Below are 25251 nucleotides of genomic sequence, written 5' to 3' on the forward strand. Positions count from 1 at the left end.
TAGGTGTTAAGAATGATAGAAATTGTTTTTTCTTTAAAGAAAGCGGATTCAAAAGGGTAGTGAACAAGAAGGGGATATATACTTTTTCACTACATATATTTGAAAAGGTTTACAATATGATGAAGAAAGAGGCGTGTACATATGAGACGATTAGGTATTTCTATTTATCCAGAACATTCAACAGTAGAGAAAGATAAGGAGTATTTAACATTAGCAAGTAAATATGGATTTACACGTGTGTTCACATGTTTATTATCTGTGGATGGAGAAAAAGAGAAAATTATAGAAGAATTTAAAGAAACGATCTCTCATGCGAATGCATTAGGGTTCCAAGTATTAGTTGATATTAGTCCATCTGTTTTTGAACAATTAGGTATTTCGTATAATGATTTATCATTCTTCCATGAATTAGGTGCGTACGGTATTCGTTTAGATGTTGGTTTCTCAGGATTAGAAGAATCAATTATGACTTATAATCCGTATGGTTTGAAAATTGAGATTAATATGAGTAATGGTACGAAGTATGTAGATAACATTATGAGTCATAGACCAAATCGTGAAAATTTAATTGGTTGTCATAATTTTTATCCGCATCGTTATTCAGGGTTATCATACGATCATTTCATTAAATGCTCGAAACAATTTAAAGATTACGGTATGAGAACGGCTGCTTTTATTTCATCATTTGATGCAACATACGGACCTTGGCCAGTAACAGAAGGGTTATGTACATTAGAGCAGCATCGTGAATTACCGATGACAACACAGGCGAAGCATTTATTCGCGACGGAATTAATTGATGATGTTATTATTGCAAACGCATATGCGTCAGAAGAAGAATTACAAGCACTAGGTGCATTAAATAAAGAGAAACAAACATTTGATATAGAACTATATGATACAACGACAGAATTAGAAAGAATTATCGTATTAGACGAACCACATTTTTATCGCGGAGATGTATCTGAATATATGATTCGTTCTACACAAAGTCGTGTGAAATATAAAAAAGAAGAGTTTAAACCTCATAATACGCGTGAAATTAAGCGTGGAGATTTATTAATTGATAATGAACAATATGGCCAGTATAAAGGCGAATTACAAATTGCATTAAAAGATATGGTGAATACAGGAAAAACAAATGTAGTTGGTCGAATTATAGAAGAAGAAATTTTCTTATTAGATTATTTACAAGCATGGGATAAATTCGGGTTCACATTAAAGAAATAGAGAGAATATAAAGGGGAAAAACTACTGATTTCAGCAGCTTTTCCCCCTTTATATATAAAGAGCGAGAGGAAGAGCTATGACAAAGGTGCATCAGCGATTAATTTCTATTTTAGAGGAGTTTTTAGAAGAGAAATCGATGTTAAATCGAGCTTTTTTAGCGGGCCGTTTACATGTATCAACGAAGACGATTCAAAAGGATATAAAATTATTAAATGATATATTGGAAGAAAACGGAGCGAAAATCGAATCGCAAAGAGGGACTGGGTACGAATTAGAAATTATACAAACGAAGAAATTTGAAGAATTTTGTGTGAGTCTATTTCAAAAACAGACGGAAAAGATCCCAACTTCTTATGAAGAAAGAATAGCGTATATTCTGCAGCGTGTTTTAACGACAGAGGGATATGTGAAGCTTTCAGAATTAGCAGAAGAGATTTATGTGAGCAAATCAACGGTCAATTTAATTATGAAAGATGTTACAGATATATGTGGCCGCTATAAATTACAAATTGAGAAGAGACCGTATTATGGTATACGTATTGTTGGAGGGGAATTTAATATTCGTTCTTGTTTATCACAATATGGTTTACCGCGTTATGACCATACTCCGTTTCATGAGCAATTTGAGCAGACGGAGACATATTTATCGCTACCTCATATATCACTCATTCGTTCAATTATATTAAAGTATATTGAAGGCGGAACAATATATTTATCTGATATAGAAATTGATAATTTAGTCATTCATATTGCAATCGCATTAAAGCGTTGTCAAAGTCAACATTATATGAAAGAACTGCATGCGGAGCAATCAGAACTTATAATAAAGAAAGAATATACAATTGCGAAGCAGATTTTAGGAGATTTAGAGAAAGAGTTAAAATTTTTATTTCCAGAAGAAGAAGTATTATATGTGACGATGCATTTATTAAGTACTGCTGTTACAACGAGAGATCGCTATGAAAATGTAGAAGAGCTATTAGGAAAAGATATATATGCATTTATGCAACATATTCTTTTTAAAGTAGCGGAAGAACGGAATCTTATTTTTTATTATGATGAAGAATTATTATTTGGATTTGGTATTCATTTAAAAACGTTATTAAATCGTTTGAAGTATAAGTTAAATACGAGAAATCCTCTTTTGGCAGAAGTGAAAAAGAATTATCCATATGCTTTTGAAATTGCGGTTCTTGTTGGAGATATCATTGGTGAATATACGGGTGAATCGATCCCTGAAAGTGAAATTGGTTATATAGCAATTCACTTCGGCGGAGCGATGAGCCGTTTGCAGGAGCAGAATCAAAAGAAAAGATGCTTATTAGTTTGTGCGACTGGTCAAGGAAGTGCACAACTATTAAAATATAAAATTTTATCACAGTTCCGAGATAAATTAGAGATTGTAGGTATTACAGGCTATTATCAATTGAAAGTAGAAGATCTTTATAAAGAAAAAATAGATTGTATTATTAGTACGATTCATATACCGAGTGGCTTGCCTGTTCCAGTTATAAAAGTGAATTCAATATTTGATGATAAAGAGATTAAATCGATTGGTCAGCGGTTGTTTACGCATGTGAATAATAGTGTGCAGCAATATATTAAGGAAGATTTAATCTTTTTAAATCATAGTGCTTCTACGAAAGAGGATGTTATTCAGTTTTTATGTGAGAAAGCTGCTGAGAAACGCTATGTACCAGAAAACTTTTATGCTTCTGTTATGGAAAGAGAAAATACGTCTCCGACAGCGGTTGGGAATTCAGTTGCAATCCCGCATCCGATGCAGTTATTAAGTGAGGAAACTTTTTTGATGTTTTGCACACTTGAAAAGGCTGTTGATTGGGGAGATAAAAAAGTACAAGTAATTATTTTATTTAGTGTAAAGCGCAATAATAATGAAGATTTGCAAAGGCTTTATGATTTTTTATATGATATTATGTCTAGTCAAACTACGATAGAGAAACTTACTCAGACCGAGGTAATTGAAGATTTTCAAGAGATTTTATTATCATTTTGAAAAAGTATATAAAAACTTCCGTTACATAACGGAAGTTTTTTATGTTTAATTGTATGCGTTTTCATAATAAGATAAAAATATAGAAAACATATAGCTTGGGGGAATTTAAAATGGCTGATATGCAAACTCCATTTGCATTAATTTTACATGGTGGCAATGCGAGAAGTGCGGCGCTTGAAGCAATCGCTTTTGCAAGACAAGGAGATTTTGAGAATGCGGGTGAAAAGATGAAACTTGCTAGTGAGGAAATTTCAGCAGCGCATCGTATTCAAACGGATTTAATTCAAGAAGAGGCAAGAGGAAATCATGCAGAAATCAGTTTACTGTTAGTGCACGCACAAGACCATTTAATGAATGCAATTACAGTGAAAGAACTAGCTAAAGAATTTATTACTCTTCATAAACGCGTGGAAGAGAAAGTGACAGTATAAGATGTATATTTTATTATGTTGTGCAGCAGGTATGTCAACGAGTATGGTCGTAAGAAAAATGCAAGAAGAGGCAAAGAAACAGGGGAAGAATTATAAAATTAAGGCGGTTGATTCAGAACTTGTGAAACTTGAAATTAAGGAAGCTGATGTCGTTTTAATTGGTCCACAAGTGAAATATTTATTTCCAGCTGTAGAGTTTCTTGCAAACTCATACAACATACCAGTTGCAATTATAGACCAACGAGATTATGGCATGTGTGATGGTTTGAAAGTGCTTAGGCAAGCAGAACAATTAGTTTTAGCATAATTATATCTTTTTAAATATAAACATTATAATGTTATAAAGTTTATTTCATTCTTTTATAGTAGAGAGAAAGAGGAGGGCTATTGATGAATGGGTTTATGAATTTTATGGAACAAAAGATTATGCCAACAACGCAAAAGATTGCAGGACAACGACATTTATTGGCAATACGAAATGGGGTTATTTCTACATTACCGTTAACGATCGTCGGGTCATTTTTCGTTATCTTTTTAAATTTACCAATTGATGCATATATGGAATGGATTGCACCGTTTCGCCATATTTTAGATATTCCATTCCGATTTACAGTAGGACTAATGGCATTATACGCAGCGTTTGGTGTAGGAGCTTCGCTCGCGAACTTTTATCAGCTCAATCAATTAAGTGCAGGGCTACTATCTGTACTCGCCTTTTTACTAGCATCAGTTGAACCAATTCAAATTACGAAAGCTGTACCAGGTGTTATTGATGCAGGTCGATATATTTCAGTAGGAACATTAAGTGCAACGTCTTTATTCGGCGCAATTGTTACAGCATTAATTGCAGTAGAAATTTATCATTTTATGATTAAGCATAATATCTCAATAAAATTACCAGACAGTGTCCCACCAGCAGTTTCAAATTCGTTTGCAGCATTAATTCCAACATTAGTAGTTATTCTTTTATTCTGGGGCATTCGCTACGGTTTGAAATTCGATGTAAATACAACAATTACATACTTAATCGCACCATTAAAATCAGTACTAGTAGGAAATAACTTATTCGGTGGTTTATTAACAGTATTCTTAATCGTGTTCTTCTGGTCATTTGGTATACATGGACCGGCGATTTTAGGACCAATTATTCGTCCGATGTGGGATTCAGCAATTCTTGAAAATATGGAAGTGTTCACGGCTACAGGAAATGCACATCAGTTACCAAACTTATTTACAGAGCAATTCATTCAATGGTTCGTATGGATTGGCGGATCAGGCTCAACGTTAGCTTTAGTAATTATGTTTATGTTCTCTAAATCTAAGTTCCTAAAAGAGTTAGGTAGATTATCATTCGTACCAGGTTTATTCAATATTAACGAGCCAATTATTTTCGGAGCTCCGATTGTAATGAACCCAATCTTAATTATTCCGTTCGTTATTACACCGCTAGTGACAACGACAGTATCATATTTCGCAGTTGTTTCAGGTATGATTCCACTCATGATGGCGAAACTGCCATTTACGATGTTAGCACCAATTGCAGCGATTATTAGCACGGACTGGACAATTATGGCTGGTGTACTTGTACTTGTTAACTTTGCGATCTCATTCGTTATTTACTATCCATTCTTCAAAATGTATGAGAAACAACAATTAGCAGGAGAGGAGAAAACAGAATGCTCGGAGCAATTATCATCTTAATTACATTCGTGGTCGGACAGTGTATTGCCCATTATTCGAAATGGGTACAAAGTAAATCTTTATTAGTGTTACTACTAGTATCAGTTTTATTTATCGGTTGTTCAATGGGTGCATATGTAATGTTAGGTCTACACTCACCGTACGTAATTATTGTACCGACAATTTTATGTGCAACATGTTTATCTGCAAAATATAGATTTACGAGCATGGCATTAATACAACGTGTGAAGGAGATGCAAAAGCATGGAGCGTAAATTAGGAATTTCACTTTATCCAGAACATTCAACGAAAGAAAAAGATATGGCTTATATTTCCGCAGCGGCACGACACGGTTTTTCAAGAATATTTACTTGTTTGTTATCTGTGAATCGTCCGAAAGAAGAAATTGTAGCTGAATTTAAAGAGATTATCAATCACGCAAAAGATAACAATATGGAAGTTATTTTAGATGTAGCTCCGGCTGTTTTTGATCAGCTTGGTATTAGTTATAGCGATTTATCATTCTTCGCGGAGTTAGGTGCAGACGGTATTCGTTTAGATGTAGGCTTCGACGGGTTAACTGAAGCGAAAATGACGAATAATCCGTACGGTTTAAAAATTGAGTTAAATGTAAGTAACGATATTGCGTACTTAGAAAATATTCTTTCGCATCAAGCGAATAAATCAGCTTTAATTGGTTGCCATAATTTTTATCCGCAAAAATTCACTGGTCTTCCGTACGATTATTTCATTCGCTGCAGTGAACGCTTTAAAAAGCATGGTATTCGCAGTGCAGCCTTTATTACATCACATGTCGCAAACATCGGTCCATGGGATATTAACGATGGATTATGTACATTAGAAGAGCATCGTAATTTACCAATTGAAGTACAAGCGAAGCATTTATGGGCAACAGGGTTAATTGATGATGTCATTATCGGAAATGCTTATGCGAGTGAGGAAGAGTTAGAGAAACTAGGAAACTTAAATCGCTACATGTTACAGCTAAAAGTGCACTTTGTAGACGAAGCGATTGAAGTAGAGAAGAGAGCTACGCTGCAAGAATTACACGTAAGGCGCGGCGACATAACAGAGTATATGGTACGTTCTACAGAAGTGCGTAAAAAGTACAAAGACTATGACTTCCCAGTGCGCGAAAGTGTGCTACAGGAAAGAGGGCAAGTTGTAATTGGTAACAATTCATTTGGTAAGTATAAAGGTGAACTGCAAATCATTCTTAAAGAAATGCCGATAGATGAACGGAAAAATATTGTCGGTATAATTGCGGAAGAGGAGTTATTCTTACTAGATTACGTAGGGGCTTGGACACAGTTTACTTGTGTGGAATAGGGAAGATAGGGGGCGGTCCAAATTTTGGAACGCCTTTTTAATATTAAAGTACTTTTAACGTCAAAATTTGTCGGTAAATCGATATCTCTTGTCGAATCGTTGATATATTGTAAGTTATGATAGATATATTCGAAAAATCGTTGATATATTGTAGGTTACGATAGATATATTTGAAAAATCGTTGATATAATTTCATTTACTATGTCATTTTTCAGTAGTTTAATAGAGTAAAAAAAAGAGCCAGCCTCAACGATGAGACTGACTCTTTTTTTTAACTAGTTTAATACTTTAACTGTAACTGTTTTACGTCCCCAGCTACTTGATGTGCCTTTATCTGGCATTAAAACGTCGATTTTATTACCTTTAATAGCTCCACCAGTATCACCAGCGATTGCTACTCCGTAACCTTCAACCCATACTTTTGAACCTAATGGAATGACACTTGGATCAACTGCAATTAGTTTCATGTTTGGATTAGCTGTTAAGTTGTGGCCTAAAGCTGATTTTACTTGGTCGCCTGCTTTATAACCATTTTCAAGTGGATCTGCTGTATAAGCTGTTGCTACAACACGTAACTCACGAGAAGATGATGGTGCACTTGTTTCAGTTTCTTTTGCAACAGGTTGTTGTGTAGCTGGTTTTTGAGCTTTAGCTGCTTCTTGAGCCTTAGCCGCTTGAGCTTCAGCATCTTCTTGAGCTTTAGCCGCTTCACGAGCTTTAGCTGCTTCTTGAGCTTTAGCCGCTGCTTGAGCTTCAGCATCTGCTTGAGCTTTAGCTGCTTCACGAGCTTTAGCCGCCTCTTGAGCTTTAGCTTCTGCTTGAGCTTCAGCATCTGCCTGAGCTTTAGCTGCTTCTTGAGCCTTAGCTGCTTCACGAGCTTTAGCCGCTTCTTGAGCTTTAACTTCTGCTTGAGCTTCAGCTGCTTCGCGAGCTTTAGTTGCTTCCACTGCTTTAGCTTTTGCTTGAGTTTCAGCTACTTCCTGAGCTTTAACAGCTTCACGAACTTTAGCTGTATCTTGAACTGTAGTTGTTTTTTCAGCTTTAACTACTGGTTGAACTTTAACTGGTGCTTTACCTGTTAAGTAAGGAACATGAACATAAGCTGTTTTTCCGTTATATTCAAATTGAATCCAATCATTTTGTACTTGGTGTGTTGTTTCGATTACATCATCTTTTTTCAACTTACCAAGAATCTCTGAATCTGTGTTTGCACTAGCACGTACATTTAATACGTTTGCTGTTACGTAGTAAGTGTCTTTTGTATAGTCAGCGCTTATGAAAGCTTCTTTACCGCTATTCAATTGAACTTTTGACCAACCATTTTCTGTATGTAAAACATTTACTTTATATCCATCTAATAATTTTCCTACAACTTTTGATTCAGTAGTTGGGTTTTCTCGTACGTTTAGTACGTCAGTCGTTACGATCGTTTCTGCTTTAGCAGATGTTGTGAAAATCCCAAGACCAAAAACCGCTGCTGTTGCTATACCCATAAATTTTTTCATAATAGCCTCCATTGCATTTGTTTTCGTTGACCTCATTATAGCAACCATTATTTTCTTATTTGCGAAAAACATAAAATTACAAAGCTTTCGTAACGGGGCATTAATATTCCGTAACAATTCCATAAATATCCTGATAGCGCTTCCTTGTTGTTTTTTGGCGTATTAGGGCATGTAAAACACAAAATGAGTAGCATTTCAATTACCGTAACATTAATAATGTTACGGTAATATTTCTTGTGGATATCTATAGTGTTACAAAAACAGCGTATTTTACTGTCTGAATGAAAAGATAGTTATGGAATGATAACCTTTTTAGATGTAAAAAGATATAAATGAGGTGAAATTTAATGAAATATCGATATAATTGTTACAAAATCAGTCGAAGCATGGAAAAAATTACGCCTTGATTTTCGTCTGTTACATAGTATTTTTGCAATAATAGGATTAGATAATAGCCTTAGTACCTATAAATAATGAAGAGTATTAGAGTGATAGTTGTAACGTGAAATATATATAATAGAAGAAACTCGATTTAATAGGTAAATAAAAAACGCAGGAGTGTAAACTCCTACGTTTTTGTTTATTCATATCGTAAACATTCAATTGGATCAAGTTTTGCAGCTTTGTTGGCTGGTAGTAGTCCGAATGCAATACCGATTAGCATTGAAATACCTACGGCAAGAAGTCCAAGTTCTTTTGAGACAACGAGTGGCCATCCAGCAAAGATTGAGACGATCCAAGCGAAGAAAATACCAAGCATGAATCCGATGAAACCACCAAGTCCTGTTAAAATACAAGATTCGATTAAGAATTGTGTTAATACTTTACCACGTGTTGCACCAAGTGCTTTACGAATACCAATCTCACGTGTACGTTCTGTTACAGATACGAGCATGATGTTCATTACACCGATACCACCAACAAGTAAGGAGATAGCAGCAATACCACCGAATACCATTTTCATCATACCGATTGATTCGTCTAGTTGTTTCGTAAATTCACCTAAATCTTGTGCTTCGAATTTGTGCTCAAATTTAGGAGCTTTCATTTCGTTTAAGACAGAAACAGCTTGTTTTTCTACACTTTTACGTTCTGTCGGAGAGGTCATTGTTAATCTTACAGAGTCATACTCATTTACTCCTGAAATGACAGGCGCGTTTTCAAGTGACGTATAACCTTCAGGCATAGGCATTCCGAAGTCGTTTTTCGTTTCGTATACACCGACTATTTTATAAGGCTTTCCTTTTATATCTGTGTATTGGTTTGATTCCCAACCACTAAATAATTTGTTGAAAGCTTCTTCATTTAATATAACAGCAGGGATTGCTTGGTTTAGTTCACTGTCATTTAATTCACGACCGTGAACTAATTTTATTTTCGAATCTTTCATAAAGGCGCCTGTTCCACCTTTTAAATCAAGATTTACATCTTTTGAACCAGCAGATGCTTTTACTTTCATACTTACGTCTGGATATACATCTTTAACGCCTGGTACAGTTTGCAGACGGTTTAGCATATCAGGTGTGATTTTGGCACTATCTGTTCCGTAATCAGGGTTGTTGTAGTAAATCGTTACTTCATTATCTTTTCCTTGGCCTAATTCTTTTTTAAACTTTGCGTTTGTACCATCACCCATTGAGATGATAGTAATAATGGCACTAATACCGATAATAATACCTAACATTGTTAAGATAGAACGCATCTTATGAGCAAAGATAGAGGAAAGGGCCATGCGTATATTTTCACTCGTATTCAAAATTAACCTCTCCAATCTTGGACGATATTTCCGTCACGAATTACAATTTGACGTGCTGCAGCTTCCCCGATTTCACGATCATGGGTAATCATAATAATTGTTGAGCCTTGTTTATTTAATTCGTAAAAGAGGTCCATAATTTGTGTGCTTGTTTTCGTATCAAGTGCTCCCGTCGGTTCATCGGCTAAAATGAATTTTGGGTTATTTACGATTGCACGTGCAACAGCGACACGCTGCTTTTGCCCACCGGACAATTCGTTCGGTAAGTGAGTAGCGCGATCAGCTAAGCCTACTTTTGTTAAAGCAGCTAACGAGCGCTCACGTCTTTCTTTTTTATCGACTCCAGCGTAAATAAGAGGTAGCTCTACATTTTGAAGTGCTGTAAGTCTAGGTAATAACATGAAGTTTTGGAATACGAATCCGATTTCTTTATTACGTACGTGTGCAAGTTCTGTTTCAGACATGTTTGAAATGTTTTGACCAGCTAGTTCGTACGTACCTGTCGTCGGTTTATCTAAGCAACCGATAATGTTCATTAATGTTGATTTACCAGAACCAGAAGGTCCCATAATCGAAGTGAATTCTCCTTGGTTCAGTGTTACATCAATTCCGTGTAATATTTGAACGGACTCTGCACCATTTTGGAAGGATTTCGTGATGCCTTTTAAGTTAATCACTGGGCGACAACCTCCATACCATCTTTTAAGTCTTTTTCAGGCTTAGAGATAATTTCCTCTCCTTTTTTCACTCCAGAAACTTTTGCTTCGCTATCAGTCTCGAATTCAACAGTAACTGCTTGTTCTTTCGCTTTACCGTCTTTTACAACGAAGACAACATTTTTGTCACCTTTTTTCACGATACTGCTTTTCGGAACAATTGTACCAGTTGCTTCGCCAGATTTACTTGTTACGTAAACGTGGAATCCGTTTTGTAATTCGTCACTATTATCTAATGTGACAGTGAATTGATAGTTAGAAACAGTTTTATTTTCATCCATGCTCTTTAATGGTGTAGAACCGATTTCTGTTACTTTTCCTGCCCAAGTCTTACCAGCGACAGTTTTTGATGAAACAGTTACTTCTTGCCCAACTTTCATACTAGCAAGCTCATATTCAGAAAGTTGACCTTTTACTTTAAATTGACCAGCGTGACGAAGAGTAACTCCGCTCATACCTGTTTTTTCGTCAGCGGTTTTCACGATATCATCAATTACGCCATCAGCAGGACTTGTTACAGAAAGAGTGTTTACTTTCTCTTTTGCTGTTTTAATCATTTCATCAGCTTTTTCAACTTCAAACTTTTTCATTTCAAGTTGTGATTCTAATTGCCCAACTTCAGCTTCTGATGCTTTTAATGCTTCAGCAGGAAGGCCTGAATTTTTATCTTTTTGTAATTTTTGTTTCGCCGCATCAATTTGTTTTTGGAACAACGTTACTTCTTTTTGTGCGATTTTCTTTTGCATTTCTGCTTCTGTTACCCCTTGTTTAGCAGTCGGGTCATTGTATTTAAATAGAAGCTGACCTTTTTTCACTTCATCGCCTTTTTTTACAGCTAATTCATATGTTCCTTTTGTTGGATCGAATGAAATAGTTTCAATTCCATTTGGAATAACTTCGCCACCAAATTTTTGCGCGTTTTGGATTTGTTTTTCGGTTACTTTATATCCGCTATATGCCATTGCTACATCTGAACCGCCCCCAGCAAATGCAAAGTATGATCCAGCTGCAATTCCGATTGCTACTACACTAGTAATTAACACTTTATTTTTCTTTTTCATCTATTTATCACCTTTTCGTTCGTTTTAGTATCTACATTAAGTATAGAAGAGGTGAAGAATCTGACAAATCGTTTTAGCTTACAATAACCTTACAGTTTTGTAAGGTATGAATATGTAAATGTAAGGTAGAGGTTGTCCTAGTGTAAGCAAATGAATTGACTCGTCGTTTCTTTCTTACAATAATATTGTATGGAGGAAAGGAGGAAGGAAGATGGAAGCTTATTTTAGCGCACACCCATTAAAACCATTTATTCCATACTCAAGGCAACATGCCCTTATATTATTTATTATGTTGGTGGGGATATTTTTTCTGTATCAATACCAAGATGTATTACGTCAAAGTGAGTGGAATATAACGGTTCGATATGCAATTGCATTTTTATTTATAGGTAGTGAAATTGGGCTTCATATGTGGGAGTGGAAAGCGGGGATTTTTGAGCTAGCTACTTCATTACCGTTTGAATTATGTACGATTAGTTTATTATTAGCGTCGATTATGATCGTAACGAAAAGTTACCGCATATATGAGATTGTATTTTTCACGGGAATTATTGGTGCATCACAAGCTATTTTAACGCCAAACTTGCAGTATGCTTTTCCGCATTTTCGTTTCATTGAATATTTTATCGCGCATATATTGCTCATTTGGGCACCACTCTTTATGACTTGGGTGGAAGGATATCGTCCGACAGTACAATCTATTAAACGCACAATGATATTTTTAAACATATTGATTCCAATTGTTTCGTTTGTAAATTACAAAACAGGTGGTAATTATATGTTTTTAGCTCATAAGCCAGAAACAGCTTCATTACTTGATATGTTAGGGCCGCATCCTTACTATATTATTTCATTAGAAATAGCTGCGCTTATTGGATGTTTGGTTTTGTATATGCCGTTTGCGAAAAGAGAAAGGCATGCGCATAAGGAATCACTAGGATCATAGCCTAGTGATTTTTTGTTCTTAAAATATTTACAATTCAGAAAATTAAGAATAAAATTAAGGGGTAAATTATAGAGAGAGAAGGGCGAAAATGGTCAAAAAGGTATTTTTGAATGGAATGGAAGTGACGATTCAATTTCTTATTTCGATTTTGGGGATTATTATTTTAGGGGCTTTGCCGAAATTATTTTATGGATTTAAGGTGGATGTATCAAAGTACATACAGAGTTTAAAAGAAGTGTTTGTGAACTTAATGGATATTTCCAATTTGCAATATGTGAGAGGTAAATTCTTATTTCCACAGTTGTTCGTCCATTATAAAGAAACGATTATTATTTTTTTGGCTGCTTTTTTCATTTCATTATTTGTAGCATTTTGTATCGTTTATGTAATTATGAGTAGTTCACCGCGTATACAACATCGAATTAAATCATTTCTTATCTTCCTAGAATCCATTCCAGATATTCTTCTTATTTTAGTATCACAAATTTTAGTTGTATGGTTTTTTAAACAAACAGGTTTTTTACCTTTTCAAATTGCTTCAATTGGAGGCGAGTCGATTAGAGGATTGCCGATACTTTGTTTGAGCATCCCGACTACGATTATGTTTGTAAAAATGGTAGTGCTTCGTTTTGAAAATGAATTAGAAAAAGATTATGTACTATTTGCTAAGGCGAAAGGTTTGGGGCGTTTTCATATTTTAAATCGTCATATTTTACGAAATGTGTTGCTTAGTACACTTTTCTTTGCGAAAACGAATATCTTTTTTATGTTATCTAATTTATATATTATAGAATGGATTTTTAATACGGGTGGTATTTTCATGTTTTTAAAATCGTACGAAGGTATTAGGGTGGAGGTTTTCATCGTTAGTGTACTGCTTATTTATATTCCGATTTTTATTTTATTTAAATTGTTTCATTATCTCATTCCGGCTGCGATGAAGGAGAGATTATAATATGTGGACGTATATAAAACGTGATAAAAGATTTTGGATAAGCATTGGGTTTCTTCTCATATTAGTTCTTTTGAGCATCGGAAATACGTTATGGAATGATGGACACATTAGGCAAGTTACATTGCAATATGATGCGGATGAAAATCCACAAGTGCCACCGTTTTCACCTTCATTCCAATTTTTACTCGGGACAGATCGGAAAGGATACGACCTTTTACATTTAGTTATTGAAGGCGCGAAGTGGACGATTGGTATATCTATTTTAATTGCGGCACTTAGAATGGTAATAGGTGTGTTCTTTGGTGTTGTACTTGGAACATATGTAAGAAGAGGTTTTTCAAAGATTGAGGCTTTTTTTGATAGTTTCACAGTTATTCCAACAGTTATGATTGCGTATTTTTTTCTTCAATTTGCAAATCTATTTGGAAGCGGGGAGGAAACAACAAGCTTTTTTGAAAGGGCTTCGTTTCAAGTTGTATTACTTGTAATGCTTGTGATGCCAGTTATTGCACTGTATGTCGCGAAGGAAGTTCGTAAATTACAAACGGAAGAATTTGTTGATGCTGCGCGCATATTAGGCGGATCGAGGAGACGTATTGTTATAAAACATCTTTTTCCGCATCTCTATATGACTTTTATACTCGTATTTCTTCAACAGTTTACGCAGACTCTTACTATTTTACTGCACTTAGGATTACTAGAAATATTCTTTGGTGGAACGGTTAATTTTTTAGGGCCGATAGAAGAAATAGAATCTTATACACATGAATGGTCAGGCTTAATTGGAGTCTATTTTAGATCATTAACAGTGCATCCATGGATTCCTCTCGTCCCAATTACATTTTTCGGGCTTACTATTTTTTCAGGAAATATGATTGTGAAAAGTATAGAAGAGGCGATGTTGAAAGTAAGATTAGGAGGAGAGCTAAAGAAGGATGTTGTAGAAGAGGAACAATCTGTTGTGCAGTCGAAAGAAGAGTTATTTACTTTTAAGCATACGATGTGAAAATAAACAGAAGCAAGCATGGATTTCATGCTTGCTTCTGTTCTTTATTTTGTAGAAACTTCACCTGCAGCTTCTGTTTGCGGAATAAAGTATCCAATTATACCACCGATTATTGCTGGAATGATCCAGCCAATTCCTAAGTTATAAAAAGGAATAGTGTGTACGATATTAGCGATAAAACCTGGTATCATTTCCACATTATCAAGTGCATGAATACAGCTAATAATAAATGCTGCGATCATCGCTCCGATGTAGACAGAAGGTTTACGTTTCGTATATTTGTCGATAAATGATACGAAAACTAAAATGATTGTAATTGGGTACAAAATAATTAATACAGGTAGTGTGATTTTAATTAATAAGCTTAATCCTAAGTTTGAAATAACGAAACTAAAGATACAAACGTATAGCACAAGCTTTTTGTATGAAACATTTGTTAGTACTGTTGTGAAGTAATTTGCAAATGCACTTACAACACCAATTGCCGTCGTTAAACAAGCGAAGATAATGGCGATACTTAATAAAATATTACCGCTTGTCCCAAAGAATTGATACATAACAGTAGCTAATAGTTGACCACCGTTTTCGAATTGCCCTAAGTTTCCGTTTGAAGCTCCAATATAACCGAGTAAGAAGTAAACAATTGTTAAGAATAGAGCAGCGATACTTCCGCAAATGATTGTATATTTCGCGATAGATTTCTTCTCTTGTATACCGTTTTGCCGAATTGCATTTACAACAATTGTTGATAGTACGAGAGCGCCAATTGCATCTAACGTTAAAAATCCTTCGAGAAATCCTTTGAAAAACGGGATGTTTTTATAGTCACCGATAGGCTCTGCAAATGTTCCTGGTGAAAGAATCGCTTTTGTTGCCATAATTGCAATAATTACAAGTAAAATTGGCGTTAATATTTTACCGATATGATCTACTAGCTTGGATGGATTTAATGATAAGAAGTAAACGACTGTAAAGAAAATCGCACTAAAAACTAACATAGAATACCATTGATCCGGGAAAAGTGGTGCAATCCCGATTTCATAAGATACAGATCCAGTTCGTGGAATAACAAATAGTGGGCCGATTGAAAGATAAATAATGATAGCGAATACTGCTGCGAATTTTGGATGAACACGGCTCGCTAAAGTGTTAAAACTACCACCAGCAAGGGCAACAGCAACGATAGCAAGTAAAGATAAACCGACGTCTGTAATAATAAATCCTGTAATAGAAACCCACATATTTTCTCCGGAAGAAAGACCGAGAAGGGGCGGGAAAATCATATTACCAGCACCGAAGAAAACTGCGAATAGTAATAAACTAATCGAAAGTATTTGCGCTGGTTTTAAAGTTGTACGCATATAAAGAAAATCCTCCTAATGAGTATTTTTGTCGAAAATTCAAATAATTTGTCGAGTAACTGTTATTATTTTAAAGGTCTGATGACTAGAAAGCAATAGGGAATTTTGAAAAAATTAAAAAATAATGCATTAAATCGAATAAATATACTATTTATATGTTTAATAGGAAGGATTTAACTTTTAACATAAAAAAACACATATCGCTAGGATACGTGTATTAAAAATATATTTTTCTATCGCGTTCTTCTTTTAAAATTTCAACCGCTTCTCGGAAACGTTGTGAATGGACAATTTCTCGTTCGCGTAAAAAGCGTAAACTGTCATTTATATCGGGATCGTCAGATTGGTTAATAAGCCATTGATATGTGGCACGCGCTTTTTCTTCAGCAGCAATATCTTCGTATAGGTCGGCAATTGGATCACCTTTAGCTTGTATATAGGTTGCAGTAAATGGAACACCAGCTGCGTTATGGTAATGAAGTGCGCTGTCATGGTCAACGTAATGAGGGTCGAGACCAGCTGCCTTCATCTGTTCAGGAGTCGCATCTTTTGTCAGCTTATAAACCATCGTAGCAATCATTTCAAGATGTGCAAATTCTTCTGTACCAATATCGGTAAGGAGGCCAATGACTTTATCGGGAATTGTATAACGCTGATTTAAGTAACGTAGTGCAGCAGCTAATTCTCCATCTGCACCACCGTATTGCTCAATTAATAATTTTGCAAGTGCTGGATTACAAGTTCCCACTTTAACTGGGTATTGTAATTTCTTTTCATAAATCCACATAGTTTCTCTCCTTTATATTTGCCATGGCCAAGGACCTTTGCTCCATTCCCAAGGGGCATTAGAATAGCTGTTTCCAAACTGTTGGAGTGGTCCGTATTTTTCTTCCATCTTTTGTTTTAATACTCTCCGCTTATAGGAAAAGTCATTAAATTGATTAATCGCGGCGGTGTCATCTGGATGTGTATCTAAATAAAGAGTGAGTTCAACTAGTACAAAGTCTAATTCTTGAAGCTCCAGTAAAAGCTGATAGTATTCTTCTGGTAGCGATTGATTCACGTCAGTAGTCACCGCCCTTTTTTATAAGGATTTTCATAATAGTCATAAAAAACAGGCCATAAAGTCCCTTTTTGTAGTGCTTCTTTTGGTGTGAATTGAGGCAAGTTTGGCGGTTGAAAGCCTAAAAATAAATTAGGAGGAGTAGAATAATATTTTTTTCCGATAGGAGGACAAGGATCGAGAGGACTATGATAGGGTACGAATGATCTCATATATTTATTCATGAATAAACCTCCTTACATGTTCATTACTACGTATTGTATTCAGACATAATGAGCATTTATGACACATATAAAAAAGTAATAAGTACAGGGGGAATGAATGTGGAGAATGTAAAGAATTTAATCGTGTTAGAAGTAAAGAACTTAAAGGAAACTCTGTATTTTTATGAAGGGATTTTAGGAATCAAGCCTAGTTTAGAAAGACCCCAATTAGATGTAACAGGGGTTTGGTATGATACTGATTCAACGAGAATTAGTTTTGTAATGAATCGTATGTTAGGGGGACGAGAGAAGAGTTTTACGAATTCATGCGCTGGTTTAACATTTTCAATTTCTAACATAGAGAATTTAAAGAAGAGGTTAGTGTTTTATAAAATTGCATATACAGAAAACAAAAGTGAGAAGAGTATTGTAGTACAAGACCCAGATGGATATAAACTTCAAGTGATAGAGAAGGATGAATAAACGGAGGCGATTTAGTGGAGAGGAATTATGAAGAAAGTGCGTTGTTTGAGCATCAATTTTGGCTAAGGGTGCTTACTGATCATTCGCAATTTTTACTTGATGCATTAGCTCCGAAGGAAAAAGAAGATATAAAGAAGGCCACATATTTTCTTGAAACATTTACGAATCTTTTAAATAAAGTTCATAATGTGAATCTCATTGCATTTTCAAAAGAGGCAGAACGAGCCGCAAAGGAAATACGAACGTTTAAATTAAGTATTATACAGAAACAACTCGAGGGAAAAATCACTATTCATTTTACGCCAACTTTCATCAATCATATGGTAAACGAAGTAGAAGAATATATAACGGTGTTAGAATTTTTAAAGAAAGGAGAAGTTCCGCCTGTTTTTCATGAATTACATTACCATCTCGTTTGGTTAACGGATGCGGCTGGTCATGCAGGCTCTATTTCTGGTGGATTAGATCTTGTTGAAAAAAGATTAAAAGAGAAAAGCGAAGATTTTACGAAGCACTTTGAACAATTTTACTTAAAGGCAGTTGAAATGACGGGGTATTTACGGACAGAGCTTCATCATTTTCCTGCATTAAAGAAGTTTACAAAAGATGTTTCACTTGAGTTAAAATTATTTTCGCATTTTCTCCATGAGGTTGAAGAGATGGAGTTATCGAATGAAATATTAAGTGCATTATCTGCTAGAATGGCAGATCATATGGCAAGAGAAGAATGTTATTACTTATTAAAACTAGCTCAATCGTCTGGACTTGAAATGCCAAAATGTAATCCGCTTTAAAGAAAAAAGAGGTCAATTTTATTTGGCCTCTTTTTCTGTTTTATTGTCTCTTATTATTTTTGCTTGTTCAATACTTGCCTGTAATGTCTCCATAATATTGATGATGTTCGGAGCTGGAGAGATTGTTTCGGTTTTTTCCTGTTGTTCAATTTTATTTTCGATTAATTCGGTAAGGGCTTCTTTATACTCATCTGTATACATCTCTTGTTCAAAAGGATTTGTAAGATGGTGGATTAAATTGATTGCTGCTGTGAGTTCTTGTTTTTGAATCGGATAATTTTCGTTACTTGGTAAGTTAGGTGTATTTGTTATATCGCGAATTTCATTAGGGTAGTGAATAGTTTGTAATATAAGCCCATCTTCAAAGTTACGGATAATAGCTAAATGTTGTTTTTTTCTAATGGAAATATGGATAAGACCAAGTTTATTCGTACGTTCAAGAGCTTCTTTTAATAATAAATACGATTTTTCATGTCCTGAGGTAGGGCCTATAAAATAAGAACGATCGTAGAGAACAGAATCAATTTCGTTATTTTGGACAAAAGATATAATACGAATAGATCTTGGTTCGTGAGCTTTTTGCAACTCAGCTAATTCTTTTTCATCCATAATAATGTACTTATGAGGTGCGTATTCATAGGCTTTTACAATATCTTTATCATCAATTTCTTCATCCGTACAATCAGGAGCAAATTTTTTATATTTAATAGGTGTTAAGCATTCTTTATGAAGACTTAAAAATTTTATATCGTTTTCTTCTACGGCACTGTATAGTTTGATTCCTATATTTAATAGTCCAAGTGAAAGGGCACCTTTCCATACGGTATGCAAATGAAGCCTCTCCTTTCATTCAAAAATGATTATGTATATTATGAGATAGTAAGAAATTTCCTATACGTTTTTTGTTTTTACGGAATGTTAAGCAGGAGGATGTGGGATATAAAATATATTGACAAGCCCTCCAAAATATTTTAATGTGATTGTATAAAATTGTGTATATAAAGGGGAGTAACTTATTACAGTAAAGTCGTCATTACAGGGAGAAACCCTCGGCTTTATTGGCAACGTTTCGTTGTTAGTGAGACCTTTACCAGCAATGGTAAAGGCCCCTTATTGTCTTTTTTAGGACCCTTACCATGTTTGGTAGGGTCCTTTTTGTATACAAAGAGAGGAGATATAAAAATGAAAAAACTTATTAGTAGATTAAGAGTTGTATTTCATGTTCGCCGATTTGTTCCATTCCTATTTGACTTTTTCACTTCAAAAGAGGTTTCAATAAAGAAGAAAATTTTATCTATTGCGTTTTTAGTTGGTTATGTTGCGATGCCGCTCGATTTAATTCCAGACTTCCTGCCGTTTATCGGTATTTTAGATGATATTGGAATTGTGTTATTTATTTTGAACCGAATTGTAAAAATGGCGCCAATTCAATTACAAGAAAAGCATAACGTAAACGTAGGATAGGAGTTAAAAATATGGAGCAAATTATTTTAGATATAATCGAGTTTTTAAAGCAGTTTTCTTATTTTGGAGTTGTGTTAGCATTAACGTTTGAATTTATTCCAGCAGAAGTAGTTTTGCCCATGGTTGGTTATTGGGTGTACGAGGGAGATATGAATTTTTGGCTTGCTGTACTAGCTGGAACCCTGGGCGGAACGACAGGACCTTTAACTTTATATGCACTCGGTTATTACGGCGGTCGTCCTCTATTAATAAAATACGGGAAATACTTCTTCATTAAAGAAGAACAAATTCAAAAAGCAGATGATTTCTTTGAGAAATATGGACCGGTTGTAGCATTTGTTGGACGCTTTGTGCCAGGGGTTCGAACGCTTATTTCTGTTCCGTGTGGTATGGCGAAAATGAACATATGGAAATTTAGTATATATACATTTGTAGCAATGTTCCCGTTAACGACTTTGTATGTTTATTTTGGAATGAAATTAGGTCCGCATTGGGAAAAGGCAGCGGACGTTGTTGGACAATATATGTTACCAATATTAGGAGGCGTTATTCTTATCGTTGCTAGTATCTTTGTCTATAAATATATGAAGAAAAGAAATAAAACGGAATCTATTTAGTCATTTGAATATTTTTTGAAAATAGATGAATAGTACAGGCAAAAGACTCTGAGGGACATACACATATAGGGAATATAAAAGAGAGAGGGGAAACAACTATGTCTTGTGAGTGCTCAGGGTCAGCATTAACTTGTTGTCCAGATAAAAATTATGTACAAGATAAAGTGTGTAGTCCGTGGTCTGCTACTGTAGTTGCAACAGCAATTGATAATGTTCTCTATACAAATAATATTAACCAAAACGTAGTTGGTACTGGTTTTGTTAAATATGATGTTGGACCAGGCCCAATTACTGTAGAAGCACTTGATTCTGCTGGGGGTACAATTGATACACAAACATTAAACCCAGGAACGAGTATTGCTTTTACGTATCGTCGCTTTGATAGTATACAAGTTGTGTTACCTGCAACACCTGCTGGAACGTATCAGGGAGAATTTTGTATTACAACACGTTATCCACTTTCATAGCAGAATAGGAGAGGATCGAAATGGGAATGAGAAGTTCCAGTTTGTCTTGTTGTTCTAATAAAACACTTGTGCAAGACCAAGTATGTACAGACTGGTCTATTACAGGTGCTGGTACTCAAATTGTATATACAAATAATATCACGCAAGAAGTATATGGTTCAGGTTACGTGAAATATGATGTAGGAGCCAACCCGATTACAGTTGATTTTTTAGTAGGTGCAACAGTAGTTGATACAATTACTGTACAACCACAAAGCAGTGGTACTTTCACTGTCCGATATTTTACTACTGTCCGAATTACTACGACAGGAACGACTGTTAATCAAGGAGAGTTTTGTATTACAGTACGTTATCCAATCTCATAAAAAGCATACCATGAACGGTATGCTTTTTATATTAAGGAAATAATGAAATTGGTATTCTATAAGCAACATGTAAATTCGCAACAGTACTTGCCTTCTAAATATAGTGAAGGATTACTTGTTATATTGATAATACTGACCGAGTGTAAGTCTTTTCCTGTGTACGATATTGTATTACCAGGAAACACAGTGAAAATATTGGTTACTGTTCCAACGATTTGAATTGTAATTGTTTCGGTGCTGCTAGTACTATTGTAAACCGAGACAGTACCTGATATAAGTAATATCCCATCACTTTGCCATAGTATCATTGATTGTGATGCATCTTTGGCAGATGGGATGGTGTTATTAGTTATGAGGAAATTCCCTGCAAATTCATTTGTTACTCGCTCGCAATTTGGATTTGGAGGAGGGGGCGGTGGACAAGGGTCTGGACAAATAATAGATAAAGGAGCGAAACAACCGATATTTTTTTTATTCTTCAATACAACCCCTCCTTTTAAGTTGTCTTTTACTACTATTAAATGTAAAAGCATGGCCGATGTGTTAAAAAAAGAAGGAAATATTAAAAATTAAGATTGTCTAATAGGCTTAAACCTTAACTTATCATTAGCGTTATAGAAAAGATTATATGTGAATAGTCATAGGAAAAGAATGATCAGACTCTTTTAGACAAAAGGTGGTTGTATACAATAGTACGAGGAATGTTGGACTTAATTTCTAATTAACTGTATATTTACAAAAATCTAATAAAGTTCATTTGTTATTTAAACGACATTAACATGTATTAGATAAAATAGCCCTTGTAATGAATCAATTATTATGAGGAGGATTCACGTGGACAGAAATGCTTTAAGAAAAGTAAAAGGCCTTATTGGATTATTAATGGTTTTTGTATTAGCGTTCGTATCATTTCCGTGGAGTACATCAGTCAAGGCGGAAGAGAAAAAGCAAGAAAAGGCATCAAGTGAGAAGAAGATAGTTTTTCCAGTTGTAAGTGATGTGCATATTAAAAATAGTGGAACAGATGATACGTTTCGCTGGAAAAGAGCGATCGAACAGTTTAATACATTAGCACCGAAGCAAGATGCATTTGTTATTGTAGGTGATTTCACGGATACAGGATCGGTGCAGCAATATGATCGTTTCATGCAAGTGTACAATGAAAATGCAAATAAAGATGCTGTGCGAATGAATTCTCTTGGTAACCATGATTATTGGAACGGTTTATCTGTAGAAGGTGCGCAGAAGCGTTTCTTAGAAAAAACAGGTATGGAATCAATTTATTATCATAAAGTGGTAAAAGGTTATCACTTCCTTGTTATGTCTCCAGAGAATGGAACAACTCATGGCTATTATTCGGACAAGCAAATTAATTGGTTAAAAGAAGAAATGGCAAAAGCGCAAAAAGATGATCCAGAAAAACCGATTTTTGTATTTTTACATCAACATATTAAAGATACAGTGTACGGTAGTCATGAATGGGGAACACAAGATAGCGCAAAAATTAATGCAGTATTAAAGGAATATCCACAAGTTATTACGTTTTCAGGTCATTCGCATTATCCGTTAGACGATCCAAGATCGATTCATCAAAAAGACTTTACATCAGTTGGTACATCTTCAGTAAGTTATATGGAAGTTGAAGGTGGTAAAGTACAAGGGAATATCCCGCCAGGAGCTAGTACGTTAAGCCAAGGTTTATTAGTAGAAGTAGATGATAAAGAAGTAACGATTAATCGTCGTGATTTCCATACGAATTCTTGGACAGGCGAGCCTTGGAAAATTAAATTACCAGCAAAGAAAGAAACATTTACACATGTAGAAGATCGTGATAAAGAAAAGCCTTACTTTGCTAAGGATGCAAAGCTTGCTGTATCAAATGTAACAGAAAATGCGGCAACAGTAACATTCCCGCAAGCATTGGACAACCTTCTTGTTCACTCTTACCGTGTACAGGCTAGAGATAAGCAAACGGGTGAAATAAAAAATAAATTGTTAGCATTCTCAGAGTTTTATCGTGATCCAGTGCCAAAAGATCTTACGTTTACGCTTGCAGGGTTAGATGGCGGGAAAACATATACACTTGAAGTCGTTGCGATTGATTCATTTGGCAATGAAACCGCGCAGCCGTTAACTGTGGAAATTACTACGAAAAAAGATAATATTGACCCGAATGTGAAAGTACCAAAAGCTGATGTTTTCGATGTAAACTTTGCAGATGGTACATTTAAAGACAATTCACCATTTGGTACAAAAGGTGATGTGAAGGGCAATGTGACTATTGAATATGATAAAGCATTGAAAAAGAATGTTATGAAGTTAAACGGACAATCTAATACATTTGGATACCTTCCATTTTCAGCAGCACAAAAAGAGAAAGTAGCAAATACATTTACGCTAGAAACGGTATTTTCAATGAATCAAATCCGTGGTCAAGGTATTTTGCAAAATACAGAGAGCGGCGGAATTGGATTTGAGTCTACAGGAAGTGGATATGTTGAATTATGGGCTCAAATTGGCGGCAGCTATAAACGTGTTGGAGTTCAATTAGAAGCGAACAAAACGTATCACTTAACAGGAACGTATAACGGAAGTGAAGTGGCAATTTACGTAGATGGTAAAAAAGTAAATAGCCAGCCAGCTACTGGGAAAGTGTATCATCCAAACGTACCATTTGCATTTGGAGCGGATCCTGATAGTAACGGAAATGGTGGTATTCCGTTAAATGGACAAATTGCGCTTGCGAAATTATATAGTAAAGCGTTAAGTTCTTCAGAAGTATTAGCAGCGTACAATGAGTTCTCTAACCGTACGAAGTTAGAGCAAGTAACTGCGTTATTTGAAGAGCTTGGAAAAGTAAAGGAAGTGCTAGCTGGTACGTATGAATTTGGTGATAAACCAGGTCAATATTCAAAGGAAGCATTTCAAGAACTAGAGAAAAGCTATAATAATGCAAAACAAGTGTTTGAAAATGTAGGGAGTACGGGAGAGCAAATCGTTCAAACATATAACGAATTAAAAACAGCTAATGCAACATTTGTACAATCTAAAGTAGTAGAACAACCGAAAACACCGAAAGAAAAATTACAAATCAATATTGAATCTGCAAAAGTAGTAGTGAAAAAAGCGCAAGATGCAAATGTAACGGACGGTTCAGTGAAAGCATTGAGTCAAAAAATTACAGTGGCCGAAGCTGTAGTGAAAGATGTAAAAGTAAAAGATGCACAGGTAGAAACGATGAATCGTACTTTAGAGTATACGATTTCACTTGTTGAAAAAAGCATAAACAAATAAGAGAGAAGAAAAGAAGCTTATCATGATAGGCTTCTTTTTTGTTATACTAAAAGTAGTATAGAATGAAGGAGCGAATAATTTGGAACAGAAAAAGCTAAAAAGAATTCTTGAATATGTATGGATTGCGGTTGTGCTCCTTGTAGGATATTATTTCTTAAAAGAGAAAAGTATTTGGGTTTTATTTTTAATGACTTTCTTATTAGCAGGACTAGGAACGTTATTTATTAACTTTTTCTTTGATAGTTTGAATGCCTGGAAGAATAAAAAGAAGGGAACGAAGTAAAGGAGGGAATATATGCAAAAGTGGAAGCTCATATATCAGGTGATTATTTTCCTATTACTTGTAGGTATTGGAATTGTTAAATACGCAACGCCAATAGGAAATTGGGCATGGTTTACAGCTTGCATTGGCATATTTTTCATTTTACAGTCGTTAACGAAAAAATATAATAGTACAGAAAGATAGCTCGCCGTTTTATCGGCGAGC

General features: G+C 35.1%; 30 protein-coding genes. 20 read left to right on the plus strand and 10 right to left on the minus strand.

The features are described from left to right. Positions 1 to 141 precede the first annotated feature (141 nt). The 7 genes from ACS2FK_RS05020 (at position 142) to ACS2FK_RS05050 (ending at position 6708) form a co-directional block, all read left to right on the plus strand. Positions 142 to 1230 (plus strand): DUF871 domain-containing protein, encoded by a 1089-nt coding sequence (locus ACS2FK_RS05020; protein WP_001253350.1) that lies wholly within the window; start codon positions 142 to 144, stop codon positions 1228 to 1230. A 76-nt stretch (positions 1231 to 1306) separates the two neighbouring features. Then, the gene (locus ACS2FK_RS05025) at positions 1307 to 3247 is read left to right on the plus strand and encodes a BglG family transcription antiterminator (protein ID WP_063546514.1); all 1941 of its coding nucleotides are present in this window, start codon (positions 1307 to 1309) and stop codon (positions 3245 to 3247) included. Positions 3248 to 3357: 110 nt separating this feature from the next. Then, positions 3358 to 3678, plus strand: a complete 321-nt coding sequence (locus ACS2FK_RS05030) for a PTS lactose/cellobiose transporter subunit IIA (protein ID WP_000774624.1) — start codon at positions 3358 to 3360, stop codon at positions 3676 to 3678. A gap of 1 nt (position 3679) precedes the next feature. Then, positions 3680 to 3985 carry a PTS sugar transporter subunit IIB gene (locus ACS2FK_RS05035; RefSeq protein WP_000275645.1) on the plus strand — a complete coding sequence of 102 codons (306 nt, stop codon included), beginning with the start codon at positions 3680 to 3682 and terminating at the stop codon, positions 3983 to 3985. 83 nt (positions 3986 to 4068) lie between these two features. Then, on the plus strand, positions 4069 to 5379 hold the full coding sequence (locus ACS2FK_RS05040) for a PTS sugar transporter subunit IIC (RefSeq protein WP_001013042.1): 1311 nt from the start codon (positions 4069 to 4071) through the stop codon (positions 5377 to 5379). After that, positions 5355 to 5633: a hypothetical protein gene (locus tag ACS2FK_RS05045; RefSeq protein ID WP_000900046.1), complete on the plus strand. Its 279-nt coding sequence runs from the start codon at positions 5355 to 5357 to the stop codon at positions 5631 to 5633. The genes ACS2FK_RS05040 and ACS2FK_RS05045 overlap by 25 nt, the downstream gene beginning before the upstream one ends. After that, positions 5623 to 6708 (plus strand): DUF871 domain-containing protein, encoded by a 1086-nt coding sequence (locus tag ACS2FK_RS05050; protein WP_063546516.1) that lies wholly within the window; start codon positions 5623 to 5625, stop codon positions 6706 to 6708. Before ACS2FK_RS05045 ends, ACS2FK_RS05050 begins: the two co-directional genes overlap by 11 nt. A 275-nt stretch (positions 6709 to 6983) precedes the next feature. Here the strand turns inward: ACS2FK_RS05050 and entC are convergent, their stop codons facing one another. The 4 genes from entC to ACS2FK_RS05070 all read right to left on the minus strand — a co-directional run bounded on the left by entC (position 6984) and on the right by ACS2FK_RS05070 (position 11746). Beyond that, positions 6984 to 8336 carry a cell wall-binding protein EntC gene (entC, locus tag ACS2FK_RS05055; RefSeq protein ID WP_063546519.1) on the minus strand — a complete coding sequence of 451 codons (1353 nt, stop codon included), beginning with the start codon at positions 8334 to 8336 and terminating at the stop codon, positions 6984 to 6986. Between the two features lie 457 nt (positions 8337 to 8793). Then, the gene (locus ACS2FK_RS05060; protein ID WP_015406456.1) at positions 8794 to 9945 is read right to left on the minus strand and encodes an ABC transporter permease; all 1152 of its coding nucleotides are present in this window, start codon (positions 9943 to 9945) and stop codon (positions 8794 to 8796) included. A 26-nt stretch (positions 9946 to 9971) separates the two neighbouring features. Beyond that, a complete protein-coding gene (locus ACS2FK_RS05065; RefSeq protein ID WP_000609100.1) occupies positions 9972 to 10646 on the minus strand; it encodes an ABC transporter ATP-binding protein in 675 nt (224 codons plus the stop codon). After that, complete coding sequence (locus tag ACS2FK_RS05070; RefSeq protein ID WP_000728804.1) at positions 10643 to 11746, minus strand: efflux RND transporter periplasmic adaptor subunit; 1104 nt, start codon at positions 11744 to 11746, stop codon at positions 10643 to 10645. The genes ACS2FK_RS05065 and ACS2FK_RS05070 overlap by 4 nt, the downstream gene beginning before the upstream one ends. A gap of 211 nt (positions 11747 to 11957) precedes the next feature. Here ACS2FK_RS05070 and ACS2FK_RS05075 point away from each other — a divergent pair, with 211 nt between their 5' ends. The 3 genes from ACS2FK_RS05075 (at position 11958) to ACS2FK_RS05085 (ending at position 14653) form a co-directional block, all read left to right on the plus strand. Next, entirely contained in the window at positions 11958 to 12692 is a 735-nt protein-coding gene (locus ACS2FK_RS05075) for a YwaF family protein (RefSeq protein WP_000388700.1), read from the plus strand. 88 nt (positions 12693 to 12780) lie between these two features. Beyond that, positions 12781 to 13647, plus strand: a complete 867-nt coding sequence (locus tag ACS2FK_RS05080) for an ABC transporter permease subunit (protein ID WP_000239687.1) — start codon at positions 12781 to 12783, stop codon at positions 13645 to 13647. Between the two features lies 1 nt (position 13648). After that, entirely contained in the window at positions 13649 to 14653 is a 1005-nt protein-coding gene (locus ACS2FK_RS05085; protein WP_000269935.1) for an ABC transporter permease, read from the plus strand. 44 nt (positions 14654 to 14697) lie between these two features. Here the strand turns inward: ACS2FK_RS05085 and brnQ2 are convergent, their stop codons facing one another. The 4 genes from brnQ2 to ACS2FK_RS05105 form a co-directional block, all read right to left on the minus strand. Beyond that, on the minus strand, positions 14698 to 16014 hold the full coding sequence (gene brnQ2, locus ACS2FK_RS05090) for a branched-chain amino acid transport system II carrier protein BrnQ2 (protein WP_063546521.1): 1317 nt from the start codon (positions 16012 to 16014) through the stop codon (positions 14698 to 14700). 217 nt (positions 16015 to 16231) lie between these two features. Beyond that, a complete protein-coding gene (gene cotJC / locus ACS2FK_RS05095) occupies positions 16232 to 16801 on the minus strand; it encodes a spore coat protein CotJC (RefSeq protein WP_000265278.1) in 570 nt (189 codons plus the stop codon). Positions 16802 to 16813: 12 nt separating this feature from the next. Continuing rightward, complete coding sequence (locus ACS2FK_RS05100; protein ID WP_001076510.1) at positions 16814 to 17077, minus strand: spore coat protein CotJB; 264 nt, start codon at positions 17075 to 17077, stop codon at positions 16814 to 16816. Positions 17078 to 17085: 8 nt separating this feature from the next. Further along, positions 17086 to 17301: a spore coat associated protein CotJA gene (locus ACS2FK_RS05105; RefSeq protein WP_001046257.1), complete on the minus strand. Its 216-nt coding sequence runs from the start codon at positions 17299 to 17301 to the stop codon at positions 17086 to 17088. A gap of 48 nt (positions 17302 to 17349) precedes the next feature. Here ACS2FK_RS05105 and ACS2FK_RS05110 point away from each other — a divergent pair, with 48 nt between their 5' ends. Next, complete coding sequence (locus ACS2FK_RS05110; RefSeq protein WP_120460775.1) at positions 17350 to 17763, plus strand: VOC family protein; 414 nt, start codon at positions 17350 to 17352, stop codon at positions 17761 to 17763. Positions 17764 to 17777: 14 nt separating this feature from the next. Beyond that, positions 17778 to 18557 (plus strand): DUF2935 domain-containing protein, encoded by a 780-nt coding sequence (locus ACS2FK_RS05115; protein ID WP_000440990.1) that lies wholly within the window; start codon positions 17778 to 17780, stop codon positions 18555 to 18557. A gap of 18 nt (positions 18558 to 18575) precedes the next feature. Here ACS2FK_RS05115 and ACS2FK_RS05120 read toward each other — a convergent pair whose 3' ends face one another. Then, entirely contained in the window at positions 18576 to 19388 is an 813-nt protein-coding gene (locus ACS2FK_RS05120; RefSeq protein ID WP_063546525.1) for a non-homologous end joining protein Ku, read from the minus strand. Between the two features lie 351 nt (positions 19389 to 19739). Between ACS2FK_RS05120 and ACS2FK_RS05125 the strand changes: the two genes are divergently transcribed. The 4 genes from ACS2FK_RS05125 (at position 19740) to ACS2FK_RS05140 (ending at position 21470) form a co-directional block, all read left to right on the plus strand. Next, on the plus strand, positions 19740 to 20021 hold the full coding sequence (locus ACS2FK_RS05125; RefSeq protein WP_000733842.1) for a YkvA family protein: 282 nt from the start codon (positions 19740 to 19742) through the stop codon (positions 20019 to 20021). Between the two features lie 11 nt (positions 20022 to 20032). Then, on the plus strand, positions 20033 to 20638 hold the full coding sequence (locus tag ACS2FK_RS05130; RefSeq protein WP_000435017.1) for a DedA family protein: 606 nt from the start codon (positions 20033 to 20035) through the stop codon (positions 20636 to 20638). 98 nt (positions 20639 to 20736) lie between these two features. After that, entirely contained in the window at positions 20737 to 21105 is a 369-nt protein-coding gene (locus ACS2FK_RS05135; protein ID WP_001277540.1) for a DUF3992 domain-containing protein, read from the plus strand. A 20-nt stretch (positions 21106 to 21125) separates the two neighbouring features. Further along, a complete protein-coding gene (locus ACS2FK_RS05140) occupies positions 21126 to 21470 on the plus strand; it encodes a DUF3992 domain-containing protein (protein WP_000525819.1) in 345 nt (114 codons plus the stop codon). Between the two features lie 56 nt (positions 21471 to 21526). On the opposite strand, the gene ACS2FK_RS05145 is transcribed toward ACS2FK_RS05140, so the two are convergent. Continuing rightward, a complete protein-coding gene (locus tag ACS2FK_RS05145) occupies positions 21527 to 21910 on the minus strand; it encodes an S-Ena type endospore appendage (protein ID WP_230387347.1) in 384 nt (127 codons plus the stop codon). Here ACS2FK_RS05145 and ACS2FK_RS05150 point away from each other — a divergent pair. The 4 genes from ACS2FK_RS05150 to ACS2FK_RS05165 all read left to right on the plus strand — a co-directional run bounded on the left by ACS2FK_RS05150 (position 21795) and on the right by ACS2FK_RS05165 (position 25230). Next, positions 21795 to 22043 carry a hypothetical protein gene (locus ACS2FK_RS05150; RefSeq protein ID WP_003269593.1) on the plus strand — a complete coding sequence of 83 codons (249 nt, stop codon included), beginning with the start codon at positions 21795 to 21797 and terminating at the stop codon, positions 22041 to 22043. The two genes, ACS2FK_RS05145 and ACS2FK_RS05150, sit on opposite strands and share 116 nt — an antisense overlap. Before the next feature lie 261 nt (positions 22044 to 22304). Next, positions 22305 to 24764 carry a LamG-like jellyroll fold domain-containing protein gene (locus tag ACS2FK_RS05155; protein WP_000375665.1) on the plus strand — a complete coding sequence of 820 codons (2460 nt, stop codon included), beginning with the start codon at positions 22305 to 22307 and terminating at the stop codon, positions 24762 to 24764. 79 nt (positions 24765 to 24843) lie between these two features. Further along, positions 24844 to 25047: a hypothetical protein gene (locus ACS2FK_RS05160; protein WP_000435797.1), complete on the plus strand. Its 204-nt coding sequence runs from the start codon at positions 24844 to 24846 to the stop codon at positions 25045 to 25047. A 12-nt stretch (positions 25048 to 25059) separates the two neighbouring features. Then, positions 25060 to 25230 carry a hypothetical protein gene (locus ACS2FK_RS05165; protein WP_001174839.1) on the plus strand — a complete coding sequence of 57 codons (171 nt, stop codon included), beginning with the start codon at positions 25060 to 25062 and terminating at the stop codon, positions 25228 to 25230. The last annotated feature ends 21 nt before the right edge of the window (positions 25231 to 25251 follow it).

This window comes from Bacillus cereus group sp. BceL220 (genome assembly GCF_051776965.1).
Lineage (GTDB): Bacteria > Bacillota > Bacilli > Bacillales > Bacillaceae_G > Bacillus_A > Bacillus_A cereus.